The sequence below is a fragment of the Acidobacteriota bacterium genome (genome assembly GCA_039028635.1).
Lineage (GTDB): Bacteria > Acidobacteriota > Thermoanaerobaculia > Multivoradales > JBCCEF01 > JBCCEF01.
In genome coordinates this window covers 30,977-48,661 of the sequence record JBCCHV010000052.1, presented here as the reverse complement: position 1 = coordinate 48,661, position 17,685 = coordinate 30,977, and the positions used below count along the sequence as shown (strand labels likewise).

Genomic DNA, 17,685 nt, shown 5'->3' with positions numbered 1-17,685 from the left:
GGCTTCTGGCCGGTGTGTACCCCCTCGCCCTGGGGGTGTGGGGGCGCCTTGGGCGCCGAGGACGGGGGTTACGGCGCGCGAAATGCGCGCGCGCCTGAGGGGGGCGCCTTTTAGCCCCCCTGAAAATAAACAGCAGGCGCTGAAGAAGCCGCCACGCGGCTTTTTCAGCAGCCTGCTAGAACACACCGCTCCCGGGACAATCCCCAACCTTGCCGCAGCCATCCGGATGCCAATCTAACGGCAATGTGGACGGATCCGGCCTTCGGAGATCCTTCTCGCACTCAGCAGGTCCGGCCCGCAGTAGAGCAACTCCCAGGCCCACCGAGGCGGTTCGCAAGGCGTAGACCAGAGAAGACCAGGATGCTCGAGCTTCCGTCCCCTGGGGATTGGCGTGAGAGGATTTCGCCATTCCTGCCGACGCCGTCAGGAGCCCCGTCTCCAATCGGCGTCGCACTTCGATGACGATCTCTGAACCGCTTCACCGCACCTCGACCGGCGGGCGCGCCGTGCGGGCCCGCTTCGGTCCCTTCGAGCTCGAGCTCGACACCCTGGTTCTGCGCCGCGGTGGTGACGAGGTGCCGCTCCAGAAGCTACGCGCCCGAGCCCTGAGGCTGCTGATCGAGCGCGCCGGCGAGGTGGTCCGGCGCCAAGACTTCATCGCCGAGCTGTGGCCCTCGACGCCGGTGAACTACGAGCGCAACATGCCGCCGATCGTCCGCAATCTACGCAAGACCTTGGGCGACTCGGCGCAGCGGCCGACTTACATCGAGACCGTCCGCGGCGTGGGCTACCGCTTCATCGCGCCGGTGTCGGCAGTCGACGACTCGAGCCGACCCCGCCGGCGCCACATCGCCCTCGCCACCGCCATCGTCGTCGCCCTGGCGTTGCTCGCTGTCCTGCTTCAGGACCGGTCGGCGCAGCGACCGAAGCTGGTGGTCCGGGACTTCGAGTCACAGCCCCCAGGCGCCGGGCGCGCCCTCGCCTTCGATGTCTCGCGCGACCTCATCGAGCGCTGGCAGGGCCACTTTCAACTGGTGGTTCTGGACGAACAGCATTCACCAGACCGCGCATCCCTCGCCGATCTCGAGATCCGCGGCAAGATCCTCGCCACGGAGGTCGGGCGGGAAGTTCATGCCGAGCTGGTCCGCACCGGGGACGGCGACCTCCTGGCCTCGAATCGGCTGGTTCTTCCGCACCACGAGGAATCCAATCTCGCCTTCCTGCTCAACGACGCCTTGCTGCTGCCCAAGTTCCCTCCCTCGACCATCCTGAGCCAACCCTCCGGTCATCCGCCGGATCTGCTGCTGCGCGCTCTGCATCATTTCGACCGCGGCCGCCCCGCCGAGCTCGCCCGCGCCTCGGAGCTGGCACAACAAGCCGCCCTGACCAATCCGCGCGATGCCCGCACCCTCGGTCTCCTCGCTCTGATTGAGCATGACCGCTGGGTCAGCACCCTCGAACCCGCCCACGCCCGCGAAGCCGACCGCTGGGCGCGGCGAGCCCTCGGGGTCGATCCTCACGAGCCCCGCGCCCTGGTCACTCGCGTCGGTCTCGAGTTCTTCCACCGCCGTCGGCCCGACGAGGCCCGGAAAGCCCTCGCAACGCTCGCCGAGCAGGTTCCCCAGGAACCCCGCCTGTGGGCCACGCTGGCAACCCTCCACCTCGCCCGTCGCGATCACGACCGGGCCATCGCAGCCGCCGAAAGAGCGTCCCGCCTCGCACCTCTTTCGCCCCTGATCTCATCCCACGCCACCTGGATGCTCTACGGCGCCCGGAAACCACAGCGCGCCCTCGACCACTCGAGCACCAGCCTCGCCCTCAATCATCCGACGGATTCCGACCGACTGGTCCGCTTGCTGCTTCTCGGGGATCTCGAGCGCTGGCCAGCGGCGACCCGAGAGCTCGAGCTCTTTCTCGCTCCCCGGGGCCTCGACGACACCAGCCTCGACGGCTTGATCTCCGCCACCGGTCGACGCGATCTGCGACCCTTCTGGCGGTTCCAGAGCCAGCGCTTGAAGCGCATCTCCCAGTCCTACGCGGTCTACCCCGAGATTCAGGCGATCGCCAGCGCCGCCGCCGGCCATCGTGCCGCCGCCGTCGCGCATCTGCGACGGGGCTGGCAACGGCGCACCGCCTGGAGTCCCGTCGCCCTGCAGTTTCCACTGTTCGATTCGTACCGGGAAGACCCTGCCTTCGCCGCCTTACAGCAGCAGATCGACGAGGCCCTGGCGTTGGCCGAGCCACTGCCACTGCCCTGAGCCCCTCGCCGGCGACGCCCCAGTCCGACCAGATCGATCCGCGATCGATCGCCAGCACAGCCGGCCCAGGCCAGAGACCGATCCGCCCAGCAAAGATTCGAGAGTGAGGGATAAAAAGGCGGGACTCGCCGACCGCTAGCGACGAGTCCCGCGGTCCGCCGAGACGGGAGGACCTGTCAAGACGAACCAGAGGGTTCCGATCGGTGATGCGGCGAGAAGGCGTGAGATTCCCGGGCCCCGATCGGAGCCCGAGTACAGCACCTCGCGAGGCGTAAATGTTTGATTGACAAGGCTCCGCAAGACAGCGCCAGATTCGCAAGTCCGCGCCAGCGGGGGCAATCCCGGGCAAACGTGGGAAAATCTCCTCGGAGCCGATGCCGTCCTCTCTTCGGGAGCCCCTTCATGAATCGCAGCGCCGAGACTCCTCTCCCTTCGCCGTCCTCAAAAGTTCCCCCCGCGCCAGGCCGCAGCCGCGCCGCCTTTGGCCCTTTCGAGCTCGACTTCCATCGCCTGAATCTGTTTCGTGACGGCCAGCCCGTGCCGCTGCAGCAGCTGCGCGTCCGCGCCCTCTGTCTGCTGGTGGCTCGCGCCGGCGAAGTGGTGAGCCGGGAGGATTTCATCGAGGAGCTCTGGGGAACCACGCTGGTCGAGTACGACCAGAGCCTGCCGCCGATCATCCGCAACCTGCGCGAGGTCCTTGGAGATTCGGCCCAGCAACCGAGATATATCCAGACCGTCCGAGGTCAGGGCTATCGCTTTCTCGCCGCGGTCGAAGAGCTCCCCACCGAGATACCCGAATCCCGGCCAAGCCGCTTCCGGCCGATGCTGCTCGTGGCCAGCTTGCTGCTGGCCAGCACCTTCGCCTTCGTGCTGACCAAGGCGAGCAGGCCGGCGAGCACCAGCATCTTGGTCATGCCGTTCACTGCCGCCGATCCGGAGCATGGCGAGCTCGTCGCCTTCAGCCTTTCTCACGACCTCAAGCAGCGCTGGCGGGATTCCCTGGTGGTGAGCACCGTCCTGCTCACCGAGGACGACAAGGGCATCCCGACGACTTCGCAAGCCACCTATGCGATTCGAGGTCGGATCACTCCCTCCGTCGTCGGCCAGATCATCGAGGCCGAGCTCCTCGAAATCGAGACCGGCACCATCATCGCAACCAGCAGCAACCAGTTCGTGACCAACCAGATGGCACCGGTGGCGTTTTTCCTCAACGACGATCTGGTGCGACCGCTGGTTCCACCGGCTCACTCTCGTCTCGGTCTTGATGACGGCGCCAATCTCGCACTGCAGGTGGACTTCGAGCTCAGCCGGGGAAGTCCGGTGAACCACGCGACCGCTCTCGACCTTGTCCGCCAAGCCCTGGAGACCGACCCGGAAAATGCTCAGACTCTCGGCCTACTGGCTGTCGTGCAGTTCGATCGCTGGCTGGCGAGCCTGAATGACGAGGCCGGTGACGAAAGTGCTCGAGCGGCACGTCGAGCCCTGCGCAGAGACCCGGATCAGATCGCCAGCCGAGTCGCCCTCGCCAGCCTCACCTACTATCGCGAACGCAATCCCGAGGAGACCCTGGCGCACCTCGCGACGCTCGCCGGAAAGGCCGACGACAGCCCCCGGTACTGGGCCCTGATCGGCGCCCTCGAGCTCGCCCGGCGGAACCTCCCAGCGGCCCGTCAGGCAGGCCTCGAGCTCGCCGACCTGGTGCCGTTTCACCCTGGCCTGGCGGCCGATATCGACTGGATCCTGTATGCCTCCACCGATCCCGCGGGCGCCCTCGAGCAGTCCGAGCAGAGCCTGGCCTTGGCCCATCCATACGACGGCTCACGGCTGGTGCGAGCCTTGGTCTTCCAGTCCCAGGAGCGCTGGGACGATCTCGCCGAGGAAGCCAACCTGTTCTTGAAGCCGCGGGGAATCCCTGCCGCGACCCAAGACGCGATCGTCAAGGCCATCCGAACCGAGGGCCGGCCGGACCTGTTCTGGCGCCTTATCCGACGACGGTTCGAAGCGGTCCACGCCCAGGCACCGCTCTATCCGGAGCTGCTCGCCATCGCGGCCGCCGGCGCCGGCGAGCAGCAACAGACCATCGACTATCTGCGCCAGGCCTGGGAGCGGCGCACCTGCTGGATGCCGGCCGCGCTGCAGTACCCACTGTTCGACCAGATGCGGGACCACCCCGACTTCGTCGCCCTTCAAGCAGAGGTCACGGAGGCCCTCGCTCTCGATCGCCCGCTTCCGTCGAGACCTCGAAGCTGAGCCCGGAAGCGCCGCTGCCGCCGAGCTCGAACCGCGAGGGAAGGGTTCTCTCGACCGCACCTTCGCAAAGGCTCGGACCGAAGAGGCGAATCCTCTCCTTCCATGGCAGAATCACATGATCGGTTCGAAACGGCCAAGTACGGAAACTCGGGAAGATCCCGCTTCGGTCTCTCGCTACCCTGGAGAACTTCGATGAATCACACCACGGAATCCAGTCTCGGCCCGAGCTCCCTTCCCGGCGAGGGTTTCGGCAGCGGTCGCGTCACCTTCGGGCCCTTCGAGCTCGACTTCCACCGGCTCTCCCTCTCTCGCGAGGGCCAGCCGGTGCCCCTCCAGCAACTCCGCGTTCGTGCCCTGTGCTTGCTGGTTGCGCGAGCTGGTGAAGTGGTGAGTCGGGAGGACTTCATCACCGAGCTCTGGGGCCCGACCCTGGTCGAGTACGACCAGAGTCTGCCGCCGATCATTCGCAATCTCCGGGAGGTCCTCGGCGACTCGGCCCACCAGCCGCAATACATCCAGACAGTGCGCGGTCAGGGCTATCGTTTTCTCGCCCCGGTGGAAGCCTCTTCGACGCCCGCTCCGGCCCGCAGGGCGAGGCGACGCTGGCCGGTGATCGCCGCCGCGGCGTTCGTGCTGACGAGCGCCGTCGCCTTCGTGATGGCGAAAAACCAGGTGCCGACGGACGCCAACGTCATGGTGCTGCCCTTCGAATCGAGCGATTCCGAACAGGGAGAGCTGATCGCCTTCAGCGTCTCCCAGGATCTCAAGGAGCGATGGGCGAATCGTCTTGCGGTGAGCACTGCTCTGCGGGCCGAGACTCCCGACTCAGAGATGCAGGCCAGTCACCTGATCCGGGGACGCATCGCCGAGACCGTGACCGGAGTCGAAGCCCTCGCCGAGATCGTCGAAGTCGAGAGCGGCAGGATCCTGGAGACGGCGAGCTTCCAGTTCGTCCCCAACCGACTGGCTTCCCTGGCCTACGTGCTCAATGACGCCCTGGTCCGGCCGCTGATCTCTCCGTCCCTCGACATCCCGGCGCCGGACGAGACCGCCAGTCTCGAGATCCAGGTCGGCTTTCAGCTCAGCCGCGGCGGCCCGGCGAATCACGACATCGCCCTCGCCCTGGTGCGGCGTGCCCTCGCCGACAACCCCGACGACCCTCAGGCCCTCGGCCTTCTGGCGGTGGTCCAGTTCGATCGCTGGCACGCGGCTCCAAATCCTGAGGCCGCCGAGGAAAGCGCCCGCGCCGCCCGCCGCTCTCTCCAGCTCGCCCCGCAGCAAGTCCCCGCTCGGGTCGCCCTCGCCAGCCTGGCCCTCTATCGCGAACACAACCCCGAGGAAGCCTATGAGCATCTCGCCCAGCTCGCCGGAAGGGCCGAACACGAGCCCCGCTATTGGGCTCTAGTCGCCGCCCTGGAGCTGGCGCGAGGCAACCGCGAGGGCACCCGAGAAGCCGCCCTCCAGCTCTCCGAGCTGACCCCCTTCCACCCGGGGCTGGCCTCCGAGATCGACTGGTTTCTCTACGCCTCCGGTGACTTCGAGTGCGCCCTCGAGCACGCCGAAAAGGGGCTCACCCTCGCCTACCCCTACGACGCCGGCCGACTGGTGCGCATCGTCATCTTCCAGAATCAGGGTCGCTGGAGCGAGCTCGCCGAGGAAACCCGCCTGTTCCTGGAACCGCGCGGCATTCCGCAAGACACCATCGCGACCATCGTCGAGGCGATTCGCGACCGCGGACAGGCGAGGCTCCTCTGGCAGCTTCTCCACCACCGTTTCGAGGCGATTCACGCCACCACGCCGCTCTTCCCCGAGCTCGGCGCCCTGACCGCCGCCGGCGCCGGCGAGCACCAGCGCGCCCTCGCCTACTTACGCCAGGGCTGGGAGCAAAGAACTCCCCTGCTGCCGGCGGCGCTGCAGTTTCAGCTTTTCGACCCGTTGCGCGACCAACCCGAGTTCATCGCCTTGCAGAGGGAAGTCCGCTCGACCCTCGAGCTCGATCGACCTTGGTTGCAGCCGCTGTAACGGCCCACCAACACGAGCGGCGATGCCGTCGGGCCGCCAACCATCGCCCTTGCCCGCAGGAAGACGGATCCGCAAGGCCATGGGCGCCAGCAATTAGGTCATTCCGAGAATGCTTCCGGTGATCCAACCAAGGGTCACCAAATGGGTGACCGCCAACATCCTAGGATGCACATAAAAAACCCGCGAAGGCGAAGGGATCGAGGGCCAGCTCCAGAGCCACAAGCGCCAGCGAGAGATGGGCCACGGCGAGGTAGAAGAGCGGCAGGCGTCGCGCCGGTGCCTGGACTCCCTGCCGTTCCTGTTGGTTCATCGGCCCAGCAAGCTACCAGGTCCTGGCTATCCCATCCCGGTTTAGGGGAGAGAGCTGTTCGGTCGGGCGCCGAGAACGACCGGGTACCGGCACCATGCGTCACTCCTTATCGACAGACGTGAGGAGCGCTTCGAGCACACCTTCGAGAGGAGGCAGCTCATCCGAAATCGTCCTCCAGACGATGTCGAGATCGACGTCGAAGTAAGCGTGGATCAGACGGTTCCTCATGCCCGATATCGCTCTCCAAGGAATTTCCGGAGCCAGTTGCCGCCCCTCCAAAGTGACTTTGGAGGCTGCTTCACCTAGTACCTCGAGAAGCCGCTGTAGTGCCAACGAGAGTTGCTCATCGTTGTCCAAATCTTCCCGTCGGCGGCCTTGAGCGAACTCCCGGCTCTTGCGAACCGCCTCGAGCATGTGACGAACTCGAACGACGTCAGCCGGCGACATAGGCGAGCTCGGTCTTGTCGCGCACTACCTCTTCCCGAAAGTATCGGCTGAGGTCGAGGACCGTTCTGAGGTCGGCTTTGCGCTCCAGCAGATTGGTTAGCTCAAATTCGATCAGCGCCAACTGAAGGAGTCCGAGCCCGAATTCCGGTTCGAACTCCACCAAGACATCCACGTCGCTCTGGGGTCCGAATCGATCGTCTTCCCTCACGGAGCCAAAGAATCCCAACTTCCGGATCCGATACTTGCGGCAGAATTCTCGCAACGCAAGCTCCGAAACTCCGAGCCGGTCGAGGGGCATCAGGGGCGGCAAGGCGGAGCCCACGGGAACCGGCAGCAAGAGAGGAGAACCGGTGATGTCGTACATCAGCACTCGATCGCGCAGAACCGAAACCCGTTGAAAGCGTTGCCCAGGCTCCGAACCATAGCCAGGCAATTCGTTGATCCCATCTGCTAGCCGCCTGGGGAGATCGGTCACCGTCCAAGCCGTCAACGTACGATACTGAGAATTGTCATAGATAAGGAGGTGCTGCTCGGGAAACTCCTGATAACCGGAGAGCTTCCCCTGCTTGCTCCGCAATGTGTCAAGGATGTCCTCGACCCAAAGGCGCTCTGGCTCGTCTCCGAACATCGGAGAGTCCTTCAAACTCTCGCCCGGCTTCCTAAGCTTGGTGCCTTCGAGAACCGATCCCCTGGGAGCCTTCTCGAGCTCGGCGTCAGCACGATGCGCCGACGTGCTTCCTGCCTCAGTGCACTCGAGGCCGACCACCTTTTCCCCCGATAGCACCTCAAAGTCAGGCCGCTCGCGCTTCTCTACCCGGATGGGGAAATCCAAACAACCAACCTGGTCAAGGGTACGAAGGTACTGCACGATGCAGTACCGCTCGCCGTCGTCGGTCTTTCGCCCTTTGGTTCGACCAGGAACCGCAATATTCACGGCCGCGAGCCGATCACGAAGGGATCGAGAATCACCTGCCTCAAGCGTCTTCTGGGAACCGAAGAATCGTTCCCTCTGATCCTCAGCGCCGTCGGCTAGTCGCATGGCTCCGACAACCCTCAACCTTCGGCGAGGGCGAAGGCGCCCGGGAAGACCTTCTCGGCCCGGCTTTCCACCACCGGCTCGATGCGGGCGGCGCAAACCTTGTACTCGCCGGTACCGGTCACCGCGTCGCCAGCGTCGGTGGTCAGGTAATTGGTGCGGGCCTCCGGGAAATGGAAGGGCATCCAGATGGCATTGGGACGCACCTGACGACTGATCATGGCGCGGCAGCGCACCCGGCCCCGGCGGCTGACCACGTCGACCATCTGGCCATCTTCGAGACCCAGCTTGCGGGCATTCGAGCGATGGATCTCGACGAAGGCCTCGGGCTGCTTGGTGGCCAAGCCTTGGTTACGCCGCGTCTGGGTGGCGGCGTTGTAGTGATAGAGGGTGCGCCCGGTCGACAACACCAGTGGGTACTCGGGATCGGCGACCTCGAAGGGCGGCCGGTAATCGACCGCCTGGAACAGCCCTTTGCCCCGCAGGACGCCGCCACCGTGGAGAAACTCGGTGGACTGGTCCGTCGCCGAGGTCACCGGCCACTGCAAGCCACCTTCGGCCTCGATGCGCTGGTGGGAGATGCCGGAGAACTTTGGTGCCAGCGCCGCCAGCTCATCGTAGATCTCGTGCGGACCGGCATAGGCCGGCTGCTCGAAGCCGGAGCGCTCCATGATGTCGAGCAGGATGCGCCAGTCGGCGCGGGCCTGGCCTGGCGGTTCGATCGCCTTGCGCACCCGCTGCACCCGGCGGTCCGAGTTGGTGAAGGTGCCTTCCTTTTCGGCGAAACAGGCGGCTGGCAAGATGACGTCGGCCCAGCGGCAGCTCTCATTGAAGAAGATGTCCTGCACGGCCAGGAACTCGATGCCGTTGAGTGCCTCCTCCACCCGTCCGACGTTGGGCTCCGAGATGACGATGTCCTCGCCCATCAGAAAGACGCCCTTGATCTTGCCCTTGGACATCTCCTTCATCATCTCGTTGAGGTTGAGCCCCGGATCGCAGCTCTGCGGCACGCCCCAGGCCTCGGCGAACTTCTCCGCCACGCCAGGCTCGTCGACCCGCTGATAGCCGGGATAGAAGACCGGCGTCGCGCCGGCGTCGTTCGCTCCCTGAACGTTGTTCTGGCCGCGCAGCGGGTTGAGGCCCGCCGACCGGATTCCGAGGTGGCCGGTCATCAGCACCAGGTTGGAGAGGGCGTAGACGTTGTCCGTCCCGTGGGTGTGCTCGGTGATCCCGAGGGTGTAGTAGATCCCGGCCTTTTCGGTCGTCGCGTAGGCGCGGGCGACCTCGCGGATGGTCGCCGCGGGCACGCCGGTCATCTTCTCCGCCTCTTCCGGCGAGTAACGCAGCACCGTGTCCCGGACCGCCTCGAAGCCTTCCGTGTTGGCGGCGACCCAGTCTTCCTTCACCAGACCCTCGGTGACGATGACGTGGGCCATGGCGTTGAGCAACCAAACATCGCTCCCCGGGGCGAGCTGCAGATGCCAGTCCGCCACCTGGGTGAGCCAAATGGCCCGCGGATCCGCCACTGCCAGCTTGGCGCCGCGATGCACCGCGCGCTTCATCTCCATGGCGATGATGGGATGGGCCTCGGTGGTGTTGGAGCCGATGACGAAGAGGAACTCGGCGTCGCGGATCTCCGGGATCGAGTTGGTCATCGCCCCCGCCCCGAACGTGGTCACCAGACCGGCGACCGTGGGAGCGTGTCAAGTGGCGGCACACTGATGGACATTGTGGGTTTGGAATGCCGCCCGCGCCATCTTTTGAACCAGGTAGTTCTCCTCCATGGTGCAGCGGCTGGAGCTGATGAAAGCCAGGGCATCGGCGCCGTGGCGATCGGACACGCCGGCGAGCCCCTCAGCGACGCGGTCAAGGGCTTCGTCCCAGGTGGCCTCGTGAAGCTCGCCGTCCTCCCCCCGCACCAGCGGCACCGTCAAGCGCTCTTCGTGATGGATGAAGTCGTTGGCGAAGCGCCCCTTGACGCACAGGTTGCCGTCGTTGACGGTGGTCCCCGGCGGCGGGCTGGTGACCTTGACCACGCGGTTGGCGGCACGATCGACGTTGAGGTCGATCTGGCAGCCGACGCCACAGAAGTTGCAGGTCGAGCGGACCTTCTCGAGCTCCGACTCGGGCTTGCCGTAGAGCACCGCCTGCTTTTCCGTCATGGCGCCGGTGGGACAGACGTCGACACAGCCACCGCAGAGCTCGCAGGTCGAATCGACGAGGCCCTTGCGATCGGCCGTCGAAATGGTGGTGTGAGCGCCGCGGCCGGCCAGGCTGATGGCGCTCACCGCCTCCACCTGGTCGCAGTAGCGAGTGCACAGCGAGCAGGCGATGCAGCGGTCGGCACGGAACTCGATGAACGGATTGACGTCTTCCGGCCGCCCCTGGCGCGGGGACTCCACCGACGGCCAGGCGCCGGCACAGCCGTAGGTGTCGACGTGGGCAAAGACGCGCGACGGATTGTTGTCCTCGGCGCGCTCACGATCGGCCACCGTGTCGGCCAGGTGGAGCGAAAGAATGAAGCGGCGATTGCGGTCCACCCGCTCGCCCTCGGTCTTGATCACCATGCCGTCCTGGGCGCGGGTGGCGCAAGCCGGCTGCATCAGCCGGGCGCCTTCGACTTCCACCAGGCAGATACGGCAGGCCGCCGCCGGCGTCAGCCGGGGATCATGGCACAGGGTCGGAATGGTGACTTCCGCCCGCTGCGCCGCTTGCAGGATGGTTTCGCCGGCATTGAAGGAAACTTCCCTGCCGTCGAGATTGAGGACCGGTCGACCGTTCGATTTGCTCACGTCGTTCCTCCGGGGAGGCCGAATTCTGCTGGGAAATACTTCATCGCGGAAGTCAACGGATAGAAGGCCGCTTGGCCGAGGCCACAGATGCTCGCCTCCCCCATCCCCCAGGTCACTTCCGTCAGGTGTTCGAGAACCGCCGGCGAGCGCTCCTCGAGATAGCGCGCCAAGGTCTGGCGAATCATCTGGGTGCCGATACGACAGGGGGCGCACTGGCCACAGCTCTCGTCTTCGAAGAAGACCGCCTGGGTGAGCGCTGCCTCCACCATGTCGACACTGTCGTTGAGAACCACCGCGCCGGCCGAGCCGAGCATCGAGCCGACCTGGCCGAGGGTCTTGAAATCGAGCGCGATATCGACCTGCGACGCCGGCAAGAAGCCGCTCGAGGCTCCCCCGGGGGAGAAGGCCTTGAGCTCGCCGAGGACCCCGCCACCGAGCTCGAGGAGCTCGGCCATCGATATGCCGAGGGGGGCCTCGTAGACCCCGGGCCGGGCGACATGGCCCGACAGGCAGTACAGCTTCGAACCGGCGCCGGTGCGGCCGAGGGAATGGAACCACTCACCACCACGGCGCAGGATCGCGGGCACGCAGGCGATGGTCTCGACGTTCTGGATCAACGTCGGCTTGCCGCGAAAGCCCTGCTCGACGGGAAACGGCGGCTTGAGGCGAGGCATGCCGCGCTTGCCCTCGAGGGCCTCGAGGAGGGCCGTTTCCTCGCCACAGATATAGGCGCCATGACCATCGACGAAGTGCCAGGCGAGGCGATCGCCGAGATCACCCCGATCGCGGGCTTCGGCGAGGGCGCCTTCGAGGGCGCGGCGCGGCAACCCGAACTCGCCGCGAATGTAGAGGTAGATGTCGCGCGCACCGAGAACATGGGCCGCAATGGCGAGACCTTCGAGCACTAGGTGCGGGCGCCGCAGCATGACCTCGCGATCCTTGAAGGTCCCGGGCTCGCCTTCATCGGCGTTGAGCACCACGTAGCGTTCCGTCTCGCCCTGGCCACGCACCGCATTCCACTTGATGTAGGCCGGAAAGCCAGCCCCACCCCGCCCCTGCAGACCCGCCGCCTCGAGCTCGCCGCAGACCCAGTCGCCGCCCCGTTCGAGGGCCAGCGGCAATCCTTCCCAGGGGGCCGTGTCGGCGGCCGCCAGGTCCATGGCGAGCTCGGAATGGCTCGGCGAGAGGCCGCAGGCCGGATCGGGACCATTGGCTCCCGGGCGCCAAACCGCCGGCGCCTGGTCGCACAGGCCGAGGCAGGAAGCAAAGGCCGCCGGTTCGCCGAGGCCATCGAGCTCCGCCTTAACGCTGTCGCAGTCGGCGATCTTGCAAGACAGCCCCTGGCAGACCCGCACGGCGACCTCGGGCTCCGCGATCAGGTGATAAAAGGTCGCGACCCCGTAGATGTCGGCCTCCGGGACCCCGGTCTCGCGGTGCACCTGACGCACCGCGCCGGAACGCAAGCCGCCGGCCTTTTCCAGCCTTTCGAGAACTTCCTCGCGACTTGCTTTCTTCGGCAGCATAGGTGTCGATTATAGTCGCTCCTCGAATTACCCCCGGGGAGCACCGCAGGCGCTTCCCGCAGCGCGAGGAAGGGGACGACGAGCGGTGCAGCACAGCGATGTCATCGTGATCGGCGCCGGGCCGATCGGAATCGAGATGGCGGTGGCCCTCAAAGGTGCCGGCATTTCATATCGTCATTTCGAGGCCGCCGCCATCGGTGCGACCATCGCCTGGTACGCCCCGCAGACCCATTTCTTCTCCTCTCCGGAGCGCATCGCCATCGCCGGCGTGCCCCTGCAGACTCAGGATCAGTCGAAGGCCACCCGGGAGGAGTATCTGCTCTACCTGCGCAACGTCGTGCTGCAGTTCGGGCTCGAGATCGCCACCTACGAGCCGGTGACCCGAGTCACGCCGCGAGAGGGCGGCGGTTTCGCCGTCACCACCGTTCGGCGGGGGCGACAGCACCACTGGAGCGCCGACCGGGTGGTGCTGGCGATCGGCGACATGCACCAGCCACGGCGCCTCGGCATCGCCGGCGAAGACCTGCCCCACGTCAGCCACTATCTCGGCGAGCCGCACCGCTACTTCGGCCGTCGAGTGCTGGTGGTCGGGGGCAAGAACTCGGCGGTAGAAGCGGTGATTCGCCTGCAGCGGGTCGGCGCTTCGCCGATCCTCAGCTATCGCGGCGAAGACCTCGACCCAGAGCGCATCAAGTTCTGGCTGATGCCCGACATCCGGGCCCTGATCCGGGACCGCCGGGTGCCCTTCCTGCCGTCGACGGTGCCCAGCGAGATCCTGCCGGATCGGGTGAGGCTGGCTTCGACCACCGGTGGTGACGAGCAAACCGTGGCCGCCGACGATGTCCTCTTGATGACCGGCTACACCCAGGACCCGACGCTCTTCGAGCAGGCCGGCATCGTCCTCGAGGGACCGGGCAAGAAGCCGCGCCACGACGAGGCCACCATGGAGACCAACGTGCCGGGCCTGTTCGTCGCCGGCACCGGCGCCGCCGGCACCCAGCTCGCCGGCGTCAAGGCCTTCATCGAAACCAGCCACGTTCACGTCGACCGCATCCTGGCGACGATCACCGGCCAGCCGACGGCGGACCTCGCCACTCCGACCTACGAGCTACCCGAAAGCTGAACCGCGCAAGCGGTATGCTTGCGATCCCGTGCCTCCCTCTCCATCGCGCCGCTCCGATCTCGCCATCGTTCTCGGTGGCGGCGGAGCCCGTGCGGCCTACCAGGTCGGCCTCCTGCGCACCTTGGCGCGGCATCGCCCCAACATCCGGTTTCCGATTATCACCGGCGTCTCCGCCGGCGCCATCAACGCCATCTATCTGGCATCCCACGGCGGCAACCTCTACCAGGCCACCGAGGGCCTGCAAGAGATCTGGAGCGACCTCGAAACGGATCAGGTCTTCCGCGTCGACGCTCCCAGCTTGAGCCGTATGGTGTTGAGCTGGGGCCTACGGCTGATCTCCGGCGGGGTTCGCAAGTCGACCGGCCGCGGCTCTCTGGTCGACACGGCCCCGCTCGATGCCCTCCTCCACCGCTGCCTGCAGACTCGCGACCGGGAGGTCGTCGGCGTGGAGCGCAACATCGAGGCCGGGAAGCTCCACGCCATGGCCTTGACCACCCTCGACTACGGCACCGGCCAAACCGTCACCTGGTACCAAGGCCGGGACATCGCAGACTGGGAGCGTCCCCACCGCAAGAGCGCCCGCTGCCGGATGAGCATCGACCACGTCATGGCCTCGGCGGCGCTGCCGCTGCTCTTCCCGGCGGTTCGGCTGACCGACAGCTGGCACGGTGACGGCGGCGTCCGCCTGGCGGCACCGCTGAGCCCGGCCCTGCACCTGGGGGCTTCCCGCATTCTGGCGGTGTCGACGCGCTACGACCGCAGCCGAGAAGAGGCGGATGTCCCGTTGATCACCGGCTATCCGCCGCCGGCGCAGGTGTTGGGCCTGCTGATGAACGCCATTTTCCTCGACCTGATGGATCAGGACGTGCTGCGCATGAAGCTGATGAACCAGGTGATCTCAGATCTGCCACCGGAACGGCGTGGCAACCTGCGCACCATCGACATCGAGGTGCTCCGTCCGTCGGTGGATCTCGGCAAGCTCGCCGGACAGTTCGAAGTTCGGCTGCCCAGAGCCTTCCGCTTCCTCACCCGCGGCCTCGGTACGCGCGAGACCAAGAGCCCGGACTTCCTGTCGCTGCTGATGTTCCAGCACGACTACCTGCAGCAGCTGATGGAGATCGGCGAAGCCGATGCCGAGGCCCGCATCGACGACCTGCTACGGCTGGTCGACGGACCCGAAGAACAGGAGGCGTAGACGCCGGCGGCCTGGGAGGCCGCGAGGCCGATGGTGGGAGCGTTCTCGGAGAGAGGGTAGGGAACTGCCGGGGCTCCGCGGAACCACCGCGGAGCCCGCGAGACCTAGAGGCTGAAGATACCTTCGAAGGCCTTGAGGGAGTGACGGGCAAGAGCCAGATTGGACTTCTTGCGGTCGAGAGCCAGGTACAAGAACATCGTCTTGTCCTTCGCCAGCGGCCGGATCAGGTGGTACTGGCCACCGAGGGTGATCAGGATGTCCTCGATCGAGTCGTCGAGGCCCAGGGCATCCATCGTCTTGTTCTTGGCCTTGACCACCTCGCTGTTGCCGCTCGCGGCAACTTCCATGTTCAGCATGCCGCCACCCGCCGCTCCGAGGGTCATCCCACTCTCGCTATCGACCAGGCAAGCTCCCACGAAACCATCGATTTCCGTCAACTTATCCAGATTGACCTGTGCCATTTGGACTTTCCTTTCGATCAAATCGAACGCAGCTTCCTCATTCAGTTCGGCCTCCGGAAGAAGCTGCTGCAAAGGGCGCACCGAGACCGTCTCAGGGCGCTGAGAAAGAACCGCCAGCAAAGCTGGAAGTCCAAACAAACTGCCTGCTACCGCCTGCACGACCTTCCCCCTGACGATCTGCAGCTCCGCAATCTCATGATCGGAGCCGGGGAAACCGAATCGCAGAACCAAGGAACCCTCGCCGGAGCGGCAGAGGTCTGCCAGATCCGCCGTCGACAGCCGAAAATCGGCGTCATCGGGCTCCAGGTTCGAGGTCAGGAATTCCGCGAGGCGGTCGGGAGCAATGAAAGAAACTCCCGATCCGAAGGGTACCAGATCTTCAGCGTTATGGCACAAACAGGCGAGATGTGACCACTCCCACCCCGGCAGCGCCGAAAGCACGTCCAGAGCGTCCCCGATTCCCTCGCGGGAATCGAAGATCAAATTCTTCGGAGCCTGATCTCCTACGACGTCTAGAGCCTCGTTGGCGGAATCGCAGATCCAGACTCGTGCGCTGGTCGTCGAGACGACCTGCTCAAGGAGTTCCTGCAGGTCGCGGGATCGCGAAACCACCAGCGTGTTGGGGGTATTCTCGGGAGCTACGGGAAGAACCTCGCGCTCCTGCTGGATCTCAAGAAGAGCCATCGCAGGAGCCGCCGAGGCGTAGCGAGACATAAGTCATCGTCAGGCCTCCAATCGAACAGAATGTAAGTGCTCACCGACACTTGCAAGCCGAAGCTCACGATGCCACTCTACCTCATCTGATTAGGAAATTTTAAATCACTCTACATAAAATTCATGAGTGCAAATCTCGGGAAAATCCGGTCGAGGTGTTTTTTTAGGCCCGAAAGAGGATTGAGTTAGCATTCCGATGGGTTCGGCCCCAATCCCTCGCTCTGAAGCCCAATATGCCCAAATTCGACCCAGAGACCAACAGTTTCTCCCTGCGAATCGCCTATGACGGCGCCAGCGAAGCGGGCAAGACCACGACCCTCCGCTCCCTCGCCGAGCTGTTGGGCGGCAAGACCGAGACCCCCAAAGAAGTCGCAGGGCGGACGACCTTCTTCGACTGGCTCGAGCACTCCGGCGGCAATTTCCAGGGCAAAATCCTGCAGTGCAGCCTGGTCACCGTACCCGGGCAGAGAACCCTCCTGGCCCGGCGTCGACATCTTCTCGAAGCCGCCGATGCGGTCGTCTTCGTCGTCGACTCGTCGCCCGCGGGCTGCGACGCAGCCCGCGAGCCGCTGCGCGAGCTGCGCCAGCAGATCGAGCATCTCGACCCGCCGGCCGCCTTCTTGCTGCAAGCCAACAAGCGCGACCTTCCGGAGGCGCTACCCCTTGCCGAGATCCGGTCCCGTCTCGGCCTCGAGCCGCTGATCGGCATCACTGGGACTCTCGCGACGACCGGATCCGGCGTGCGCGCGACCTATGTTTTGGCGGTTCGATTGGCTCTCGAACGACTCAAGGTGATGCTCCAGAGTGGCGCTTTGGCGGAGCTGAATCCTGAGGACCACGATCCCGATCAACTCCTCGCCGAGCTGCAAGGGCTCGACCTCTCGGACGCCCGCGAGAGCCTTCTGAAGCGAGATCCCGGCAGCGGTGTCAGGAGCTCGCCCCGTCTTCCCGACTCGACGATTCCCGTGGGACACCTCTGGCCTCCGATCGCCGGTCGAGTCCTCATGGCGGAGGCGGAGCAGGAGGAGGCGGTTCTCGAACAGCACCCCTCGGGAACCTGGCTGGCCACCTCACCGAGCTGGCGCTATCGTTCCGACGCCGAAGCCGCCTTTCACAACCGCCATTCCGCGCGCCGCAGGCTGATCGACTGGTGCCGCTGGCACGCCCAGTTTCAGAGCCTCCTTTCGACCCAGCGGGTGCTCTCTCTGGCGCACGACGAAGGCGAGCAGGGTTGGCGCCTCTGGCAGGTGGTGCGTGAACTTCCCGCCCTCGACCTCGAGCTCGACCGACTCCTGGGCTCGTGGCAGTTTGACGAGGCCCACCGCCTGCTCGATGCTGCCGAGGTGTGGGCACAAACCGCCGCCGAGCATCACGAGACCCAGAACCTGCTTGCCTATGCAGATCTTTCGAGCCTGACCAACGTCGATCGGAAGGTCACCTTCCGCGAGTTCGCCTCGCCGGCCAGCGATATCCGCTCCACGGCATTCGAATCCAGCGACCTGCTTCGCCAAATCGCACGCTACCGACGGCAAATCGCCAACCGCCCTTGATCCG

Annotated in this window: 12 protein-coding genes; 6 read left to right on the top strand and 6 right to left on the bottom strand. The window is 65.6% G+C overall.

All coding sequences use genetic code 11. The features are described from left to right. The first annotated feature begins 458 nt into the window (after positions 1–458). The 3 genes from AAF604_18800 (at position 459) to AAF604_18790 (ending at position 6,530) form a co-directional block, all read left to right on the top strand. Positions 459–2,258 carry a winged helix-turn-helix domain-containing protein gene (locus AAF604_18800; protein ID MEM7051724.1) on the top strand — a complete coding sequence of 600 codons (1,800 nt, stop codon included), beginning with the start codon at positions 459–461 and terminating at the stop codon, positions 2,256–2,258. 402 nt (positions 2,259–2,660) lie between these two features. After that, entirely contained in the window at positions 2,661–4,508 is a 1,848-nt protein-coding gene (locus AAF604_18795) for a winged helix-turn-helix domain-containing protein (protein ID MEM7051723.1), read from the top strand. Between the two features lie 192 nt (positions 4,509–4,700). After that, positions 4,701–6,530 (top strand): winged helix-turn-helix domain-containing protein, encoded by a 1,830-nt coding sequence (locus tag AAF604_18790; GenBank protein MEM7051722.1) that lies wholly within the window; start codon positions 4,701–4,703, stop codon positions 6,528–6,530. A gap of 160 nt (positions 6,531–6,690) precedes the next feature. Here the strand turns inward: AAF604_18790 and AAF604_18785 are convergent, their stop codons facing one another. The 5 genes from AAF604_18785 to AAF604_18765 form a co-directional block, all read right to left on the bottom strand. Next, on the bottom strand, positions 6,691–6,840 hold the full coding sequence (locus AAF604_18785; GenBank protein MEM7051721.1) for a hypothetical protein: 150 nt from the start codon (positions 6,838–6,840) through the stop codon (positions 6,691–6,693). 99 nt (positions 6,841–6,939) lie between these two features. Beyond that, positions 6,940–7,254, bottom strand: a complete 315-nt coding sequence (locus AAF604_18780) for a HepT-like ribonuclease domain-containing protein (GenBank protein MEM7051720.1) — start codon at positions 7,252–7,254, stop codon at positions 6,940–6,942. A gap of 19 nt (positions 7,255–7,273) precedes the next feature. Continuing rightward, entirely contained in the window at positions 7,274–8,326 is a 1,053-nt protein-coding gene (locus AAF604_18775; GenBank protein ID MEM7051719.1) for a nucleotidyltransferase domain-containing protein, read from the bottom strand. 14 nt (positions 8,327–8,340) lie between these two features. Continuing rightward, positions 8,341–11,115, bottom strand: a complete 2,775-nt coding sequence (fdhF, locus tag AAF604_18770; GenBank protein ID MEM7051718.1) for a formate dehydrogenase subunit alpha — start codon at positions 11,113–11,115, stop codon at positions 8,341–8,343. Next, on the bottom strand, positions 11,112–12,638 hold the full coding sequence (locus AAF604_18765; GenBank protein ID MEM7051717.1) for an NADH-ubiquinone oxidoreductase-F iron-sulfur binding region domain-containing protein: 1,527 nt from the start codon (positions 12,636–12,638) through the stop codon (positions 11,112–11,114). The genes fdhF and AAF604_18765 overlap by 4 nt, the downstream gene beginning before the upstream one ends. An 85-nt stretch (positions 12,639–12,723) precedes the next feature. On the opposite strand from AAF604_18765, the gene AAF604_18760 reads away from it, so the two are divergent. Together AAF604_18760 and AAF604_18755 are read left to right on the top strand one after the other, a co-directional pair. Then, positions 12,724–13,761: an NAD(P)-binding domain-containing protein gene (locus tag AAF604_18760; GenBank protein ID MEM7051716.1), complete on the top strand. Its 1,038-nt coding sequence runs from the start codon at positions 12,724–12,726 to the stop codon at positions 13,759–13,761. A gap of 28 nt (positions 13,762–13,789) precedes the next feature. After that, complete coding sequence (locus AAF604_18755) at positions 13,790–14,956, top strand: patatin-like phospholipase family protein (GenBank protein MEM7051715.1); 1,167 nt, start codon at positions 13,790–13,792, stop codon at positions 14,954–14,956. A gap of 104 nt (positions 14,957–15,060) precedes the next feature. Here the strand turns inward: AAF604_18755 and AAF604_18750 are convergent, their stop codons facing one another. Next, positions 15,061–15,417 (bottom strand): roadblock/LC7 domain-containing protein, encoded by a 357-nt coding sequence (locus AAF604_18750; protein ID MEM7051714.1) that lies wholly within the window; start codon positions 15,415–15,417, stop codon positions 15,061–15,063. A gap of 947 nt (positions 15,418–16,364) precedes the next feature. Between AAF604_18750 and AAF604_18745 the strand changes: the two genes are divergently transcribed. Continuing rightward, positions 16,365–17,681, top strand: coding sequence for an ADP-ribosylation factor-like protein (locus AAF604_18745; protein ID MEM7051713.1), 1,317 nt, complete (start codon positions 16,365–16,367; stop codon positions 17,679–17,681). The last annotated feature ends 4 nt before the right edge of the window (positions 17,682–17,685 follow it).